The 16,574-nt window shown below is 71.1% G+C and carries 14 protein-coding genes; 5 read left to right on the top strand and 9 right to left on the bottom strand.

The window, feature by feature from the left end:
* Nucleotides 1–37 precede the first annotated feature (37 nt).
* Complete coding sequence (locus ACFYW7_RS06570) at nt 38–748, top strand: type 1 glutamine amidotransferase (RefSeq protein ID WP_389498683.1); 711 nt, start codon at nt 38–40, stop codon at nt 746–748.
* A gap of 336 nt (nt 749–1,084) precedes the next feature.
* Here ACFYW7_RS06570 and ACFYW7_RS06565 read toward each other — a convergent pair whose 3' ends face one another.
* The 8 genes from ACFYW7_RS06565 to ACFYW7_RS06530 all read right to left on the bottom strand — a co-directional run bounded on the left by ACFYW7_RS06565 (nt 1,085) and on the right by ACFYW7_RS06530 (nt 9,604).
* Nucleotides 1,085–2,551, bottom strand: coding sequence for an APC family permease (locus ACFYW7_RS06565; protein ID WP_389498681.1), 1,467 nt, complete (start codon nt 2,549–2,551; stop codon nt 1,085–1,087).
* A gap of 720 nt (nt 2,552–3,271) precedes the next feature.
* Complete coding sequence (locus tag ACFYW7_RS06560; RefSeq protein ID WP_389498679.1) at nt 3,272–3,892, bottom strand: TetR/AcrR family transcriptional regulator; 621 nt, start codon at nt 3,890–3,892, stop codon at nt 3,272–3,274.
* A 177-nt stretch (nt 3,893–4,069) separates the two neighbouring features.
* Nucleotides 4,070–4,918 carry a fumarylacetoacetate hydrolase family protein gene (locus ACFYW7_RS06555; RefSeq protein ID WP_389498677.1) on the bottom strand — a complete coding sequence of 283 codons (849 nt, stop codon included), beginning with the start codon at nt 4,916–4,918 and terminating at the stop codon, nt 4,070–4,072.
* An 11-nt stretch (nt 4,919–4,929) separates the two neighbouring features.
* Nucleotides 4,930–5,889 (bottom strand): 3,4-dihydroxyphenylacetate 2,3-dioxygenase, encoded by a 960-nt coding sequence (locus ACFYW7_RS06550; protein WP_389498675.1) that lies wholly within the window; start codon nt 5,887–5,889, stop codon nt 4,930–4,932.
* Nucleotides 5,882–7,345, bottom strand: a complete 1,464-nt coding sequence (locus tag ACFYW7_RS06545; protein WP_389498673.1) for an aldehyde dehydrogenase — start codon at nt 7,343–7,345, stop codon at nt 5,882–5,884. Before ACFYW7_RS06545 ends, ACFYW7_RS06550 begins: the two co-directional genes overlap by 8 nt.
* Nucleotides 7,346–7,382: 37 nt before the next feature.
* Nucleotides 7,383–8,189, bottom strand: coding sequence for an acetoacetate decarboxylase family protein (locus ACFYW7_RS06540; RefSeq protein WP_389498671.1), 807 nt, complete (start codon nt 8,187–8,189; stop codon nt 7,383–7,385).
* Nucleotides 8,190–8,201: 12 nt separating this feature from the next.
* Nucleotides 8,202–9,410, bottom strand: a complete 1,209-nt coding sequence (locus tag ACFYW7_RS06535) for an NAD(P)/FAD-dependent oxidoreductase (RefSeq protein WP_389498669.1) — start codon at nt 9,408–9,410, stop codon at nt 8,202–8,204.
* A 5-nt stretch (nt 9,411–9,415) separates the two neighbouring features.
* Complete coding sequence (locus tag ACFYW7_RS06530) at nt 9,416–9,604, bottom strand: ferredoxin (RefSeq protein WP_389498667.1); 189 nt, start codon at nt 9,602–9,604, stop codon at nt 9,416–9,418.
* A 332-nt stretch (nt 9,605–9,936) separates the two neighbouring features.
* Here ACFYW7_RS06530 and ACFYW7_RS06525 point away from each other — a divergent pair, with 332 nt between their 5' ends.
* The 4 genes from ACFYW7_RS06525 to ACFYW7_RS06510 all read left to right on the top strand — a co-directional run bounded on the left by ACFYW7_RS06525 (nt 9,937) and on the right by ACFYW7_RS06510 (nt 14,540).
* The gene (locus ACFYW7_RS06525; protein WP_389498665.1) at nt 9,937–11,292 is read left to right on the top strand and encodes a glutamine synthetase family protein; all 1,356 of its coding nucleotides are present in this window, start codon (nt 9,937–9,939) and stop codon (nt 11,290–11,292) included.
* Nucleotides 11,293–11,325: 33 nt separating this feature from the next.
* Nucleotides 11,326–12,642 (top strand): cytochrome P450, encoded by a 1,317-nt coding sequence (locus ACFYW7_RS06520; RefSeq protein ID WP_389498663.1) that lies wholly within the window; start codon nt 11,326–11,328, stop codon nt 12,640–12,642.
* A gap of 527 nt (nt 12,643–13,169) precedes the next feature.
* A complete protein-coding gene (locus tag ACFYW7_RS06515; RefSeq protein WP_389498661.1) occupies nt 13,170–13,490 on the top strand; it encodes a hypothetical protein in 321 nt (106 codons plus the stop codon).
* Between the two features lie 399 nt (nt 13,491–13,889).
* Nucleotides 13,890–14,540 (top strand): class I SAM-dependent methyltransferase, encoded by a 651-nt coding sequence (locus ACFYW7_RS06510; RefSeq protein WP_389498659.1) that lies wholly within the window; start codon nt 13,890–13,892, stop codon nt 14,538–14,540.
* A gap of 359 nt (nt 14,541–14,899) precedes the next feature.
* Here the strand turns inward: ACFYW7_RS06510 and ACFYW7_RS06505 are convergent, their stop codons facing one another.
* Nucleotides 14,900–16,378, bottom strand: coding sequence for a glutamate--cysteine ligase (locus ACFYW7_RS06505; RefSeq protein WP_389498657.1), 1,479 nt, complete (start codon nt 16,376–16,378; stop codon nt 14,900–14,902).
* Between the last annotated feature and the right edge of the window lie 196 nt (nt 16,379–16,574).

Here is a 16,574-nt window from a genome sequence, read left to right as displayed (position 1 = left end):
CCGGCCGAGTGCCGGATGGGATGAAGGAGCGTTCACGGTGCGCGCACTCGTCGTTCTGCACGACCACGTGACGGATCCCGGGCCGGTCGGGGCCCGGCTCGTCGAGCGGGGGTACGAACTCACCACGGTGACGGTGGTCCCGCGGGACCGGCACCACTCGCCCGATGTGCGGTTCGACTTCCCCCGGGCGGGCGGCCACGACCTGATCGTCTCGCTGGGCGCCCCCTGGTCGGTCTACGACGAAGCCGCCGTGGGCGGCTGGATCGGCGGCGAGCTCGCCCTGCTGCGCGAGGCCCACCACCTGGACGTCCCCGTTCTCGGCGTCTGTTTCGGCGCCCAGGCGCTCACCACGGCGCTCGGCGGCTCGGTGGCCGCGGCCGCCCGTCCGGAGATCGGCTGGGTGGAGATCGAAACGGACGATCCCTCCTTGGTCCCGTCCGGTCCGTGGTTCCAGTGGCACTTCGACCACTGCCTCCCGCCGGACGGCGTCGAGGTGCTGGCCCGCAACTCCGTGTGCGTACAGGCTTTCCGTGTCGGACGCTCCCTCGGTGTCCAGTTCCACCCGGAGATCACCACGTCGACGGTGAGCGGTTGGCTCGACCTCGGCGGACGGGAACAGTGCCTGCGCGAGGGAGTCGACCCGGACGCGCTGCTCGCCCGCAGCCGTGCCATGGAACCGCGGGCACGCGCGAACGCCCGTCACCTCGTCGACGCCTTCCTGGACCGGGTGGTGGGCGCCACGGCCTGACGGCCCCGTCCCTCCGGACGCACCGGACGCACCGGAGGCGACGGCCCCGCACCGCGACACTCTCGCCGTGCGGGGCCGTCGCCGTTCGTGGCGCGGGCCGCCGGGAACAGGCCGCCGGTAACGGTCTGTTGTACGGCTTCGCCGGGGAACCGGCGGAGCCCGCGAGGTCCGGGAGTCGGTGGGGAGTCGGCCTCCGTCACCTCCCCACCGGCCTGGCGTCCCGTACGAGGAGCGCCTTCGGTAAGGCCGGCGATCCACGCCGCGTGCGGGAACGGCGGAACCCCGGTACGGCCCACGGGAGTCGGGCCGCACCAGGGCGTGGATCCGGGGCGAGGGTCAGGCCGCCGTCACCGGGGTGTCGCGCCTGTCCCGCGTCACCCGGGCGGCGACGACCCCGGCCGCCAGGATCACGGGGACGGCCGCCTCGAGCCAGAGGGCGGTGGTCGCGTCGCCGCCGATGAGTGTCGTGAAGTTGGCGACGATCAGCCAGATGCCGCCGGCGATGCCTAGTGCGCCCAGGGAGGGTGCGATCAGCGTGTTCCACGGTCGGGTGTCGGCGCCCGTGCGACGGAAGTAGACGACCACGGAGACCGATGTCAGGAAGTACAGCAGCATCATCCCCAGCACGGCGACACCGCTGAACCAGGAGAACAGCGTCAGCACCGGGTCCTTGCCCATCAGGGCGAAGGGCATGACCAGCAGGACCGCCAGCGCGGTCTGGGTGAGACCGGCCACCCAGGGGGAGTGGCGCTTGTTGAGCGCGGTCAGTCCGCGGGGCAGCAGACCTTCACGACCGAGGGAGAACAGGTACCGGTTCGCCGAGTTGTGGAAGGCCAGGATGCCCGCGAAGAGCGAGGTGGCCAGGAGGACCGGCAGGACGTCGCCCGTCCAGGCGCCGAACAGGGCCGTGATGGGCGCGAAGACGAAGGTGGTGGCGTCACCCGATTCCAGCGCCTTGCCGACGTCCGCGGTGGCCGACGAGGCTCCGTGCGCGGAGATGAGCATCCAGGACGTGAAGGCGAAGAACCCGGTGACCACCGCGACCGAGAGGTAGGTGGCCCGGGGGACGGTTCGGCGCGGTTCGCGGGCCTCCTCGCCGTAGATCGCGGTCGCCTCGAAGCCGAACATCGACGCGATGGCGAACATCACCGCCACACCGGGTGCCCCCTGGAGCGCCGCGCCGGGGGAGAAGCTCTTGGTGAAGCCGAGCCCCTCGGGGCCGCCGCCCTTGAAGAAGGTCACGAGGGCGAAGGCGATCAGGATGCTGAATTCGGCGAGCACGAAGACGGCCAGCACCTTGGCGCCCATCTCGATGCCGGCCGCGCCGAGGATCTGGACGACGACCATGGTGACCAGCGCCCAGATCCACCAGGCGACATGGGTGCCCGTGTAGTTCTCGACGAGACCGCTCATCGTCGCCCCGTAGAGGCCGTACATGGCGGCCTGGATGGCGCAGTAGGCGAAGAGCGCGACCCCCGCGCTGCCGGAGCCGGTCGGGCGGCCCAGTCCTTTGCCGATGTAGGTGTAGAAGGCGCCCGTGTCCACGACGTGCCGGCCCATGGCGACGAAGCCGACGGAGAAGAGCAGGACGACGGCGCCGGCCCCGAGGTAGGCGGCGGGGGCTCCGGCGCCGTTTCCTAGGGCGACCGCGATGGGTACGGCGCCGGCGATGCCGGTCAGCGGCGCCTGGGCGGAAAGGACGAAGAAGACGATGCCCAGAACGCCGAGGGAGTTGGGCTTGAGACCGCCGGCCTTGGTGGGCTCCTGCGCGGTCGGCGTCGAGACCGCTGTTTGACTGTCCACTCGAAATCACCTACTGAGAACGGGAAGGGGTGTTTCGTTTCAGGCCAAACGAGTTGCCTCATCCTGGGCTCGGGCGATGCGTTTGGCAAGAGATTCGGCGACTGATTTTCGGCCCGCCGCGCCGTGTGCACGGACCTGTGGTCCGGGTCGGGAGAACGGTCGGCGAGGTGCGGTCGGCGGCACCCGCGCGGGCGGCCGCGCCGAGGCCCGTCCGGGGACGCAACGACCGTCTCCTGGAAGGCCGTTGCGGCCGATCGGGTCACCTGCCTCGCGGCCGGTACGGTCGCGGACGTCGAGCGAGTCGAGCGCGACGGGTCGGCTGTGGCGGGCGTGGGTCGTCGGAGGCGGGATCCGGCCAACGGCGGTGCCACGGCGCCGGGTCGGGGAGCTCGCGGCCGACGGGTCGGGGCGCGTCCGCTTGCCGGATGCGGGACGCGCGGCCGCCCGTACGAGGACGCCCGTACGAGGACGTCCGTACGAGGACGTCCGTACAGAGTGGTGCCCACGGGGTGTCTCGTGGCTCTGGTGATCGCCCGACGCGGTCCGGCGTCGGTGGTTCGGGTACCTCGCCGGTGTCCGTCGCGATCGGTGCGGCGCGGTGTCCGCCGCACCCGCAGCGGTCCGTCGGGCGCGACGGGCGAGCCGACCGCGGTGGTGCTCGGGCGAGGCGGGCCGGGTCCGGGAATTCAGCAGGGGGTGACGTTCGCGCGGGTCAGCGGGTCACCCATCGGCCGCATCGGCGGCGAGGGCGCTCGCGAGCAGTTTCAGCAGCGTCCGCAGCTGCTCCAGCGCGGCGTCGGTGACCTCGGGTTCACCGAGGACGAGCTGGTGCAGGACGAGGCCGTCCAGGGCGGCGAAGACCAGCCGGGTCAGCGCCGGATCGGCCTCGACGGGCAGGATGCGGTCGAGCTCCCGCCGTGTCGCCTGGAAGTACTCGTCGTACAGGGTGCGGATCTGCGGTACCAGTTCCGGCCTGCGGCGGGACTCGAGCAGCAGCTCGTACTGGAAGGACTGCGTGCCCGGATCGGCCTCGACCATGTCGGACAGTCCGACGGAGAAGTCGTCGACCCTGCCGGTCCCGGGTTCCAGGGCGCTGGTGTTCAGGGACGTGCGGATCGTGTGGGCGAGCGTCTCCTCGATGAGCGCGTCGCGCGAGCCGAAGTGGTGCACCACGAGCCCGTGGGTGACACCTGCCTCTTGGGCGACCGCCCGGTAGGTGAGCCCGCGGAGCCCGCCCTGGGCCACCACCCGAGCGGCGGCGTTCAGCAGGGCCGCACGCCCCTGGCCGTAGTGCACGCGCTTGCGCGGTCTGCCGGCAGGGGTGTCAGCGGAGTCGGTCATGGATGTGACCCTATCGGCCGTGGTCGGAGGGGAGGCGTCGCGGATCGGCGGCCGTGTCCCGGGCCGTCCCGCGGTCGGGGCAGGGGGCCGGGGGCTGCCGCCGGGCGACGGACGAGGTGCCGGGGCGCCGCGCCGGGAGCTTCTCCTCTCCCCGACGCGGCGCTGTCCATGGGCCGTTCAGTCCCTGCGGGGCGCCCGGACGCCGCGGAACTCCCAGTCGCCGCCGAGTGCGGTCGACAGGACCTCCTCGGACTCGGTGGGCTGGGCGCCGACGTCGCCGCGGATGGCGGTCGGGCCGGTGACGATGTGGTTGGTGAGGCGGCCGAGGCCCTCGACCTCGACCTCGACGACGTCGCCGGGCCGCACGGGCCGGGAGTTGGCCGGGGTGCCGGAGAGCAGGACGTCTCCGGGGTACAGGGTGATGGTGCGGGCGATGTCGGCGACGAGGTAGTGCATGTCCCACTGCATCTCGTCCGTGGAACCGTCCTGGACGACCTCGCCGTTGACGTACGTCCGCAGGCTCTTGCCGCGGAAGTCCCAGTCGGTGACCAGGCCGGGACCGAGCGGGCAGAGCGTGTCGGAGCCCTTGACGCGGAGCATGGAGCCGGCGTCGGTGTCGCGGAAGTCGTGCAGGCCGTAGTCGTTGGCGACCGTGTAGCCCGCGATGTACTCCCCGGCCTCGGCGGGCGAGATGTTGCGCGCGGTCCGCCCGATGACGATGGCGACCTCGCCCTCGTAGTTGAGCCACTTGCAGCCCTCGGGGCGGACGACGGCGCCCTTGTGGGAGTTCAGGGCCGAGGTCGGCTTGTGGAAGTACGTGGGCGTGTCGGGGAGCGTGATCCCGAACTCGTCGACACGGCTGCGGTGGTTGAGGTGGACGGCGATCACCTTGGAGGGGACCACGGGAGGCAGGTGCTGGGCCTCCTCCGTCTTGACGCGGCGGCCGTCACCGGCGACGAGTTCGTCGCCCTCGACGGTGACCTGGACGGCGGCGCCGTCGAGCAGGATGCGGCGGTACTCGGGCATGTCGGTGCTCCTCAGACGCGGCTGTGCGGGGTGCGCGGGGACGGGGAAGGGGGCGGAGTCGGGGACGGGACCGGGCGTGCTGCCGTGCCGGTCCAGCCGTCGGCCGGACGGTCGAACCACAGGTGGACCTGGCCGGTGCCGATGGAGTTCTCGTACGCGCCGTACTGGCGGGCCGTGGCGACGCAGGCCTGCTCGCCGAGGGCGCCGGCCATCATCAGGTAGTGGAAGAACTTCGCCTCGGGCTTGTACTTCCAGAACTCGTCCATGGTGTCGAGGACCTTGTCGTGGCGGCCCTCCTTGAACCAGGCGATGCGCTCCTCGTCCGCCGCGCGGGCCTCGGCGGTGAAGATGTGCGCCGGGTCGCTGGACTCGTGGTCCCGCAGCTGACGCAGCGGCCAGAACGTGTGCGAGAGGGCGCCGGAGGCGATCACCAGGACGCGGCGGCCGGGCGTGGCGGCGATGCCGTCGGCCAGGGCGCGGCCGAGGCGCAGGTGGTCCTCCATGTCGCCGGTCTGGCAGACGCCGATGGTCACCCACCGCTTGTCCGGCAGGCCTTCGCCGAGGAACTTCCAGAGGTTGATCGTGGCGTAGTAGACCGGCAGGTGGTCGTCGTCGATCGCGGTGATCCAGGTGCCGTGCCGGTCGGCGGATTTCGCGATGTTGTGGGCGAGTTCGGGGTCGCCCGGGTAGTCGTACGGCATACGGCACATGCCGCGCGGCAGCTCCTCGGAGGTGAAGAGACCGGCCCGGCGGTGCTGGGCGGTGGCGACGAACTCGACGGTGGTCGCCCAGTGGGAGTCGAGGACGACGACGGTGTCGTAGTCGTCGCGCTCGAAGACCTCCTCGCGCAGCTCCCGCAGGCCGGTGACGAGGGTGATCTCCTTGCCCTCGTTGAGCTCCAGCCGGACCTCCTCGGGCAGCACGATGGTGGGGACGTGGGCGAGCAGGCCCGCCCCGACGATCTCACCCATGGCTCTTCCATCCCTTCGGCGCGGTGACGGTGTTCTTGACGTCGCAGTAGAAGTCGAAGCTCCAGGTGCCGCCCTCGCGGCCGACACCGGAGTGCCGGGAGCCGCCGAAGGGCGCCTGGAGGTCCCGTACGAAGAAGCAGTTGACCCAGACGGTGCCGGCGACCAGCCGGGCGGTGACGCGCTCGGCGCGCGCCGGGTCGCCGGTGGCGAGGGTGGCGGCGAGACCGAAGCGGGTGTCGTTGGCCAGGCGGACGGCCTCGTCCTCGGTGGTGAAGGTCTGGAGCGTGAGGACCGGGCCGAAGACCTCCTCCTGGACGATCTCGGAGTCCTGGGCCACGTCGGTGATCAGGGTCGGCGCGTAGTACTGGCCGTCCCCCCGGTGCCCGCCGATGACGGCACGGGCCCCGGCGGCGAGCGCCCGCCGCACGAACCCGTCGATCTTCTCCAGCTGACGCGGGTGGATGTTGGGCCCGATGTCGGTGGCCTCGTCGCGCGGGTCGCCCTGGGTCAGTCCGTTCGCCTTCTCGACGAACCGGCGGGTGAACTCCTCGGCGACCGTCTCCTCGACCAGGAAGCGGGTGGCGGCCAGGCAGACCTGTCCGGCGTTGTCGTACTGCTCGACCGCCAGGTCGACGGCGAGGTCCAGGTCGGCGTCGGCGAAGACCAGCAGGGGTGACTTGCCGCCGAGTTCGAGGCTGAGCGGGGTGAGCCGGGCCGCCGCCGACTCGGAGATCCGCCGGGCGGTCGGGACCGAGCCGGTGAAGCTGATGCGGCGTACGTCCGGATGGGAGGTGAGGGCGTCGCCGATCTCGGAACCGAGGCCTTGGACGACGTTCAGCACTCCGGCGGGAAGCCCGGCCTCGGCGGCGATGTCGGCCAGCAGGGAGGCGGTCAGCGGGGTCCACTCGGCGGGCTTGAGGATCACGGTGTTGCCGGCCGCGAGCGCCGGGGCGATCTTCCAGGTGGCCAGCATCAGCGGGGCGTTCCACGGAGTGATCAGCACCGACGGGCCGGCGGGGTCCCAGGAGACGTGGTTGGTGTGGCCGCGGGTCTCGAAGTCCTCGTGCTCCAGCTTCAGCAGCCAGTCGGCGAAGAAGCGGAAGTTGTGGGCGACGCGCGGCATCACACCGCGCCGGTGCGAACGGAGCAGGGCGCCGTTGTCGTGGGTCTCGACGATCGCCAGGTCTTCGATGCGCTTCTCCACCCCGTCGGCGACGGCGTGCAGGATCCGGGCGCGCTCGGCGCGGGGCGTGGCGGCCCAGCCGGGGAAGGCGGCCTTGGCGGCGGCCACGGCCGCGGCGGCCTCGGTGGCGGTGCCGCGGGAGATCTCACCGAGGGTGCCGCCGTCGATCGGCGAGACATCGGTGAAGGTGGCGGCGGAGGCGACGCGTTCGCCCCCGATCCAGTGCCGGGTGTCGACGGCGACGCCGGCCACGGTGGTGATGTGCTCGGTCATGTCCGGTCTCCAGGTCCTGTGCTGATGCGTACGGGGGTCATGCGGTCTCGGAGACGCCGGACGCCAGCAGCCGGCCGCCGTCCCACACCACGCCGACCTGCCGGTAGTACGCGGCGATCGGCTCGCGGATCTCCAGGCGGGCCAGTTCCTCGGTGGGCGCCTCGAACAGCTCCAGCTCGGCGTCCCCGGTCCAGGCCTGCCCGGCCTCGAAGGACGCGGCACCGGTCTCGATCAGCTCGTCGAGCGCGAGGCCGTTGCCCTTCTCGATGGACGGCAGCCAGCGGTGGTGGGCCATCGGGTGCGCGTTGACGAAGCCGTTGGTGTCCGACGGCTCGCGCAGCGTCACCACCGTCTGGGCGAGGCGCCGGTCGGCGGCGGCGAGCGTGGCGCCGAAGCGGGCGCCGGCCTCGATGCGCGGGGCGGGCCCGTACGCATGGGGGCGCGTCTGGTGGATCGAGCCGAGCTTCTTCGGGTAGCCCTGGTGCAGGCCCCGGGCGATCGCGAAGTCCTTGTCGACCCAGATGTACACGCAGCGGGAGAACGTCCGCCCCTGGTACTTGCACCGGACGACCGCGAACGCCTCCTTGTACTGGGACAGCACCGGGTCCAGCAGCTCCTCGCCGGACGCCGAGCAGGACTGCCAGTCGGCCCAGATCAGCGCGACCGCGCCGGGATCCTCGTCGGCGAGCTCCAGCGGCTCGGGCAGCACTTCCCGCACCCGCGCGGGGTCGGTGCGGTACTCGACGGTCAGCAGGTCGCCGGAGTAGTGCCACGGCGGGTTCGGGATCAGCGACGACGCGCCGCTCGTGGTCTTGGGGTGGAAGAAGCCGCGGACAGGGGACATGGCGGGGGTTCCTTAAGCGGTCGGGGCGGGCTGCTTCATGAGCTGGGCGCGGTAGCGGGCGGCGCCCATGGCGGCCTTCTGGCCGCCGAGCGCGACGACACCGATCAGGCGGTCGTCGGTGTGGTAGCCGACCAGGACGTCACCGTCCGGGTCGCCGTCCAGGACCCGTACGTCGTCCTTGCCGAGGGCCGGGGCGCCGAAGGACTGGAGCCGGAACTCGTGCTGGTCGCTCCAGAAGGTGGGCAGCGGGGCGAAGGGCGCGGTCTCGGGCTCGGCACTGGTGAGACGGGCGACGAGGGTTCTCGCCGCGTACTTCGCGGTGTCCGTGGGGATGGACCAGTGCTCGACGCGGCGCGGAACGCCGTCGTAGCGGTCGTTGGGGAAGCGGGCCACGTCGCCGACCGCCACCACGTCGGGCCAGCCGCCGACGCGCAGCCGCTCGTCGGTGAGGACCCCGTCGGAGAGGTCGAGGCCGTTGCCGTCCAGCCATTCGACGTTGGCGACGGAGCCGACCGACTCCACGACGACATCGGCCGGAAGGACCCTCCCGTCGGAGAGGACGACACCGGTCACCCGCTCGTCGCCCTCGAATCCGGCGACTCCCGTGCCGAGCGCGAAGCGCACCCCGCGCTCCTCGTGCCGGGTGAGCAGAGCGGAGGCCAGCAGCTCGCCGAGCGGCCCGACCATGGGCAGCGGCAGGGGGTCCACGACGGTCACCTCGGTGACACCGAGCCCGACCGCGGTGGCGGCCACCTCGCAGCCGATGAATCCGCCGCCGACCACGACCACGCGGGCGCCGGGCCGGGTCAGCTCGTCCCGCAGTGCCTGGGCGTCGTCGATCGTACGGACGGTGTGGCGTCCGGCCGACGGGCCCGGACAGCGCAGCCGTCGCGGCCGCATGCCGGTGGCGACGACCAGTCCGTCGTAGGTGAGGGAGGAACCGTCGTCGAGGTCGACGGTCCGCTCGGCGAGACGGGCGGCGACCGCCTTCGTGCCCAGCCGCCACTCCACGTCCGCCGCGGCGGCCTTCGGTGTGAAGGCCAGCGACTCGAACGGCGCCTTGCCGGCCAGGACCTCCTTGGAGAGCGGAGGCCGGTTGTAGGGCATGTGGGGCTCGTCGCCCACCACGGTGATCGTCCCGGTCCAGCCGGCGGCGCGCAGCTGCTCGGCGGCGCGCAGGCCGCTCATCGAGGCCCCCACGACGACGATGCGTCCGCTCATGGGGCTCAGCCCTCGATCCGGATGGCCTGCAGGGGGCAGACGTCCGCGGCTTCCTCGACCTCGTCGCGCAGGGCGTCGTCCGGGTCGGAGACGAACAGCAGGCGGCCGTCGTCGTCCATCGAGAAGACGTCGGGCGCGGCGAAGACGCACTGGCCGTGGTCCTGGCACTTGTTCATGTCGACGACGACCTTCATGGCCGGTCCTCCAGTGGGTGAGGGCGTCGGGGAAAGGGGGTGAAGGGGAGTGTGAGGGGCCCGGCCTGTGACGACCGGACCCCTCGGCCAAAGGGATGCGGTGGAACCGCGTCCCCTACTCGTTTGGCTTCAAACAACATAGGAAGCCGACCGCCCCCGGTCAATAGCTGTCCAGGTGGATAATTTTTTACGTGTCCCCTCTTGCGGGAGTCCGACTCTCCTTCATACCGTTCGGACTCAAACGAGCCGCCTGGAGCGGTCGTCGCCCGTCAACTCCCTGTCCGGCGACCGCCTCTTCCACCGTCCATCCGCACACTCCTCAGGAGACATCGGTGAGCGCCCAAGACACTCCAGACATCCGCCGGCACATGGACCGACTCGCCGCCGAGGGCATCGACGTGGTCCGGGTGAGCTACCCCGACCTGATCGGCACCGACCGTGCCCGCGACGTGCTGGTGGACCACCTGCCCTCGGCCTGCGAGCACGGCCTGGCCTTCTGCCGGGCCGTCTACCACACCACCCCGCAGGGCGACGTCGTCCCGGTCGCCGGCGGCCTCGACGCGGGCCTGCCGGACGTGTCCGTACGCCCCGACCTGTCCACACTGACCGCGCTGCCCTGGGAACCCGGGGTCGCCGTCTGCCTCGGCGAGGTGAACGACCCCGCCACCGGCGTCCCCGTCCCCGAATCACCGCGCGATCTGCTGCGGACGGTCCTGGAACGGTGCGCCGAACACGGACTGCGGCCCGTCGTGGGTCCCGAACTGGAGTACTTCCTGCTGGAACCGGCCCCCGGAACGCCCACCGGCTGGCGCAGGTCGCCCGAGACCACGGGAGCCGTGTACACCGCCGGACTGCGCGCCGACCCCGACAACCACCTGCTGCGCACCCTGCGGCAACTGCGCGACCTGGGCATCGGCGTCATCACCGGCAACCACGAGTTCGACGGCGGACAGTACGAGATCAACCTGACCCACTCCGCGGCGCTGGACGCCGCCGACCGCGCCTTCCGCTTCAAGGCGGCGGTGAAGGAACTGGCCCGCGGGGAAGGCAACCTGGCCACCTTCATGGCCAAGCCCTTCGGCGACGCCGGCGGCTCGGGCTTCCACCTCCACCTCTCCTGCGAGGACGCCGGGGGACGCAACGCCTACGACGACCCGGCGGGCGAGTACGGACTCTCCGCCACCGCCCGGCACGCCATCGCCGGAATCCTCGCCCACGCGCCCGCGCTCGCCGCGCTGGCCAACCCGACGGTCAACTCGTACAAGCGCTTCGGCCCCGACACGCTCGCTCCCTGGCTGATCGACTGGGGCCTGGACAACCGCAGCGCCATGCTCCGCGTCCCCCCGGAGCGCGGCTCGGGCGCCCGGCTCGAACTCCGCCTCGGTGACGCCAGCGCCAACCCCTACCTGCTGATCGCGGGCACGATCGCCGCCGCACTGCTCGGCATCCAGGCGGGCGAGGAACCACCCGCCCCGCTGGAGGGCTACGGCTACGACACCGCCCGCTCCGCCACCCTGCCCATGAGCCTGCCCGCCGCGCTCGACGCGTTGGAGGCGGACACCGACCTCACCGATGTCCTCGGCAAGGACTTCACCGCCTCCTTCCTCTCCTACAAGCGCGACGAGGTCGAGCGCTTCGGCCGGCACGTCACCGACTGGGAGTTCTCCGAGTACGCCTACCACCTCTAAACCACCACGCCCCCGCCCAGGAGATCGACCACCATGACCAGTCCCACTGTCCCCGCCGTCCCCACCACCCGTGACGAACTGCGCGCCGCCCTCGACGAGCCCCTGCCGCTCGACCAGGTGAACCTCGCCGACCTGGACAACTACGCGGACGGCATCAAGCCCTGGCGCATGTTCCACACCCTGCGCCACGAGGACCCGGTGCACTGGCAGCCCGAGGAGGCCCCCAACTCCGGCTTCTGGGCAGTGACCCGGCACGCGGACATCGCCCGCGTCGACCGTGACTCCGACACCTTCACGTCGACGCGGTTCGTCAACCTCGAAGAGGTCGACGACGACCAGATCAAGAAGCGCGCCTCCATCCTGGAGATGGACGGCGTCCGCCACCGCGCGCTGCGCAGCGTCATCCAGCGCCAGTTCGGCGCGGGCGTCATCAACAGCTACGCCGACTTCCTGCGCGGTCTGACCGCCACCACGCTGGACAGGGCCCTCGCCAAGGGCACCTTCGACTTCGTCGAGGAGGTCTCCGCGGACTTCCCCATCAACGTCCTGGCCGGGCTGCTCGGCGTACCGCCGGAGGACAACCAGCAGCTCATCGACTGGGGCAACCGGATCATCGGCAACACCGACCCGGACTACGCCGACGTCCTGCTGCACAGCGCGGAGAGCGAGAAGTACCGCGACCTGCCCTTCCGTTCCCCCGCCTCGATCGAAGTCTTCGAGTACGGAAGGGAGTTGGCCCGCCAGCGCCGCGGTGGCGACGGCACCGACCTGATCTCCCGGCTCGTCAACACGACCCCCCGCGACGGAATTCCGCTGTCCCCGCAGGACTTCGACAACTACTTCCTGCTCCTGGTGGTGGCCGGCAACGAGACCACCCGCCACACCATCAGCCACTCCATGCTGGCCCTGCTCCAGCACCCCGAGCAGCTCGCCCGCCTCCGGGACGACCCCTCCCTGATCCCGACGGCCGTCGAGGAGTTCTTGCGCTGGGCCTCACCCGTCTACCACTTCCGCCGCACCGCCACCCGCGACACCGAACTCGGCGGCAAGCGGGTCAAGGAGGGCGACAAGGTCGTCATGTGGTTCGCCTCCGGCAACCGCGACGAGGAGGTCTTCGGCAACCCGTACGACTTCGACGTCGCCCGGCAGAACAACGACCACGTCACCTTCGGCAAGGGCAGCCCCCACCTGTGCCTGGGCAACCTGCTCGCCCGCACCGAGATCCGCATCATGTTCGAGGAACTGATCCCGCGCCTCGCCGACATCAAGCTGGCCGGGGACGTGCCCCGGGTCCGCTCCAACTTCGTCAACGGCATCAAGCACCTCCCGGTCGAGGTCACCCTCGCCTGACAGCGCTCCGCCCCGCGAACTCGGCCTCCCCGGGCCCGCGTCAGCGGCCGACAGCGCGCCCTCCGCCGGGAACCCGGTTGGAGGGCGCGCGAGTTGTTCGACCACCGGATCCCCGGCCATGTGGTCCGGCACGGCACCCACGGTCGACAGGTCAGCGGTCCCGGCCCCGGCCTGGGCGGCAACGCTTCGAAAGGTGACCACAGTTGGCCCGAAGCGATCCCTGGCCGTGACCGGCGCTTCGCGGTAACGGGACCCGGCCGCGATGCCGCCCAGGGCGGGTGATCTGCGTCCGCTGACACGGCGGCGGGGAGTGTCAGATCCATCATGCCTGCTCGGTGGCGGTTTTCGGTAGGACGGAGCGCACGTCCGTTCGACCTTGTCGTAGGCGGTGGTCCGCCCGCAGACTCGTCGTCATCCACTCTCCGACGTCCGTGTCGGCATCCGTCCAAGGCTGCCGACGCGTTCGCCGTGCTGTCCCGTCATGGGACGGACGCGGGGCCGGGGGGTGCTGGGACGAAGGGGGATCCATGGATCAGGAGATGGTCATGCGGGCGAGGGTCGCGCTGCTCAGCGCGAACCAGCGGGTCGTGCGCGGCGCGGAGGGGCTGCGGATCTACCGCCTGCTGACGCAGGTCGAGCCGGAGGTGTACGGGTCGAAGCTGGTGTACGTCCTCGTGGAGGCCGGCGCTTCGCCGCGGGTGAGGGACTTGCCGGAGCAGCGGCGGGCGTTGCTGGAGGAGGCGGTGAAGGTGGCGTCGGCACTCAGTGACGCGAACCCCTACCGGGAGAAGATGCTGTCGAGGGCCCTGGCCGCCGAGCGGGCACTCGGCGAGGGCCGGACGGTGTAACGGGAACGGCGGTGGCCGGGGGCAGGGCCGGGGACTTTCCCCGGTGCGCCCCCGGCCGGTCCTGCCGCGGTTCGCCCCAGGTCTTGCTCCCGCACCACCTCGCGCCATGGAGCGGGCGGGCCGTCCCGACTTGCCGAGATGGCCGCGCCCGGCTGCGGCCGTCCGCCGCATACCGAGCGCGTCGTCGCGCTACCGAGCGGGACAAAAGGTTACGTTTCCGGCATGATCGACAGTCCAGCCGTCACAGCGCCTTCTCTGGCCACGCCGACCCAGCCCGAGCCGCGAGTGCTGTACACGGCATGCCCTCTCTGCTCCGCCCCGGAGATCTCCCCACTTCGGACAGGGGACTGCTCACAACATCTTCTGTACAAGCCGGTGGTCGGGCCGATCATGACGTGGATGCGCTGCGCCGCTTGCGGACATGTCTTCACCGACGGCTACTTCTCGGATGAGGTGTGCGCGGAGGTCTTCTCCTCGACCAATCCGGACCAGCAGCCGGGCGCGTCGTTCGAGCAGTACCGGTACGTATCGGCGCGCATCGTGGAGCGCGTGGCACGGTACGTCCCGGACGGCCGCTGGCTGGATGTCGGCTTCGGCAACGGCTCGCTGCTGTTCACGGCGCAGGAGTGGGGTTTTGAGCCCGAGGGGCTCGATCTGCGCCCCTCGACCGCCGAGGGAATGCGCCGGCTCGGGGTCGAGGCCCGCTGCGCCGACCTGACGACCCTCGATGAGCCGGGCCGGTACTCCGTCATCAGCATGGCCGACGTGTTGGAGCACATGCCCTACCCCGGCAAGGGCCTGGTCGCCGCTCACCGGCTGCTGCGCGAGGGCGGAGTGGTCTTCGCGTCGATGCCCCACTACGACTGTGCCACCTGGCGACTGCTCGACGCAGGCGACGTCAACCCTTACTGGGGAGAACTGGAGCACTTCCACAACTTCAGCCGCCGGCGCCTCTACGACCTCCTGGGTGAACACGGTTTCGAGCCCCTGCACTACTCGGTCAGCGAGCGCTACCGCGTGTGCATGGAGGTGATCGCGCGCCGCGTCTGAAGGGTGCCGCGGAGGCGCCTGCGGCCGGGATGCCGCCACCGAACGACAACTGCAGGAGATCGCAGCCGAGACCCTCAAGGACCTCTGTTTCCAGGACGCCGTCGGCCCTGCGAAGGCAACTGGCCTGCATCCGAAGTCAGTTGGTGCATCTCCTCAGACGGTGTGCCGACCCGCGCTTCGACCACGCGCTCACCGGCAACCCGCGGGTGGGCGTCGAACGGTGTGTCGGGCCGGGCGACTTGGTGCTGCTGGTGCCGGCCGTGCGGAGCCTCGCACGATCGGCCGGAACCGGCACATCCCGGCCGTCGGCGTGATGCCCGACGTGGTCCGGCGCGGTCCGTTCGGTGGGATCGCCTTGGTCAGTCGACCGGCCACGTGTGCACCGGTGCGTTCAGGTGCATGTAGTCGATGTACTGCCGGGTCATCTGCCGGAGCGCCTCGTGGCGGTCGCAATGGGCGGAGGCCTCCAGGTGGTGCACCATTTCCTTCTGCCAGACGGCTCCGTTGCGCGCGGTGACGCACCGCTGCTCGATGATCCCGAGGAGCGGTTCCCGCCAGGCCGCGTCCATGCCCGAGCGCTCCAGCCCCCGGTGTGCCAGCGGGAGGAGCCGGCGCAGGACGAGTTCGGGTACCGGCAGTTCGCCCGTTCCCGGCCAGTACAGGTGGGCGTCGATGCCGTGCCGTGCCGCCGCGTGGAGGTTGTCCTCGGCGGCGGAGAAGGACATCCGTGACCATACGGGCCGGTCCTCCTCCACCAGGGCGCGCGTGAGCCCGTAGTAGAAGGCGCCGTTGGCGAGGGTGTCGGCGACCGTCGGGCCGGCGGGCAGCACCCGGTTCTCCACCCTCAGGTGCGGCTTGCCGTCGGCGACGGCGTAGACCGGGCGGTTCCAGCGGTAGATCGTGCCGTTGTGCAGGGTGAGTTCGGACAGTTCGGGGATGTCCCCGCGAGCCAGTGTCCGCGTCGGGTCCTGCTCCTCGCACAACGGCAGCAGTGCCGGGAAGTAGCGCAGGTTCTCCTCGAAGAGGTCGAAGACACTGGTGATCCAGTGTTCTCCGAACCACACCCGGGGCCGTACTCCCTGCACCTTGATCTCCTGCGGGCGGGTGTCCGTGGCCTGCTCGAAGAGCGGGATCCGGGTCTCGTGCGCGAGCTCCTTGTCGAACAGGAAGGGGGAGTTGGCCGCCAGGGCGACCTGGACACCGGCGATGGCCTGCGCGGCGTTCCAGTAGTCGGCGAACTCCTCGGGGGACACCTGGAGGTGGAACTGGGTGCTGGTGCACGCGGCCTCGGGAGTGATGGTCTCCGCGTACGTCCGCAGCCGCTCGACTCCGTCCAGCTCGATGAGCAGGTCCTCGCCCCTCGCCGCGAAGACCTGCTCGTTGATGAGGTGGTACCGGGCGTTCTCCGACAGCGCCGCCGGTCCCACGTCCCGCTCCCGCAGGGTCGGCAGGATACCGATCATGATCAGGTGCACGCCGACGGATCCGGCCCGCTCGTCGGCGTGGTTCAGGGCCGCGCGGATCTCCGACTCCCAGGCGTCGGGGCCGCCCGCGGTCAGCCGCCGCGGCGGAATGTTGATCTCCAGGTTGAACCGGCCCAGCTCGGTGTCCCAGGCGGGGTCCGCGATCGCGTCGAGCACGTCGCTGTTGCGCATCGTCGGCTCGGCGTCGCCGTCGGTGAGGTTCAGCTCGATCTCCAGGCCGACCTGGGGCCGCTCCGCGTCGAACCGCGCCTCGCGCAGCATCTGTGCGAAGGCGTCGAGGCACTCCTGCATCTTGATCCGGTACCGGCGGCGGTCCTCGCGGGTGAAGACCTGCGCCGGGACATCGCGTCCCATCGGCCCTCCCAGGTCACCCCCACGGATACCTTTCCCCTCCAGCGTCGCACCAACGGGGGTGTCTGACCACGCGAGACGGGGGCCGCCGGCCTCCGGCGGGCGTCGCGGGCCGACGAGCCGGTCGACGAGATCTGCGAGTCCTTCATCGGTCCGTCGGTCGAGAAGCCCATCCGGGAGAGGCCTCGGCCCCCTCCCC

Origin of the sequence: Streptomyces sp. NPDC002580, from assembly GCF_042889485.1 — a bacterium.
GTDB lineage: Bacteria > Actinomycetota > Actinomycetes > Streptomycetales > Streptomycetaceae > Streptomyces.
Note: the sequence above shows the minus strand (reverse complement) of the source record. Positions and strands in the feature narration are given on the sequence as shown.

What these genes read in the sequence shown, in the direction of transcription:
- ACFYW7_RS06560 (WP_389498679.1), bottom strand. Translation starts at nt 3,892, where the DNA reads ATGACCGACTCCGCTGACACCCCTGCCGGCAGACCGCGCAAGCGCGTG.
- ACFYW7_RS06555 (WP_389498677.1), bottom strand. Translation starts at nt 4,918, where the DNA reads ATGCCCGAGTACCGCCGCATCCTGCTCGACGGCGCCGCCGTCCAGGTC.
- ACFYW7_RS06550 (WP_389498675.1), bottom strand. Translation starts at nt 5,889, where the DNA reads ATGGGTGAGATCGTCGGGGCGGGCCTGCTCGCCCACGTCCCCACCATC.
- ACFYW7_RS06545 (WP_389498673.1), bottom strand. Translation starts at nt 7,345, where the DNA reads ATGACCGAGCACATCACCACCGTGGCCGGCGTCGCCGTCGACACCCGG.
- ACFYW7_RS06540 (WP_389498671.1), bottom strand. Translation starts at nt 8,189, where the DNA reads ATGTCCCCTGTCCGCGGCTTCTTCCACCCCAAGACCACGAGCGGCGCG.
- ACFYW7_RS06535 (WP_389498669.1), bottom strand. Translation starts at nt 9,410, where the DNA reads ATGAGCGGACGCATCGTCGTCGTGGGGGCCTCGATGAGCGGCCTGCGC.
- ACFYW7_RS06530 (WP_389498667.1), bottom strand. Translation starts at nt 9,604, where the DNA reads ATGAAGGTCGTCGTCGACATGAACAAGTGCCAGGACCACGGCCAGTGC.
- ACFYW7_RS06520 (WP_389498663.1), top strand. Translation starts at nt 11,326, where the DNA reads ATGACCAGTCCCACTGTCCCCGCCGTCCCCACCACCCGTGACGAACTG.
- ACFYW7_RS06515 (WP_389498661.1), top strand. Translation starts at nt 13,170, where the DNA reads ATGGATCAGGAGATGGTCATGCGGGCGAGGGTCGCGCTGCTCAGCGCG.
- ACFYW7_RS06510 (WP_389498659.1), top strand. Translation starts at nt 13,890, where the DNA reads ATGCGCTGCGCCGCTTGCGGACATGTCTTCACCGACGGCTACTTCTCG.
- ACFYW7_RS06505 (WP_389498657.1), bottom strand. Translation starts at nt 16,378, where the DNA reads ATGGGACGCGATGTCCCGGCGCAGGTCTTCACCCGCGAGGACCGCCGC.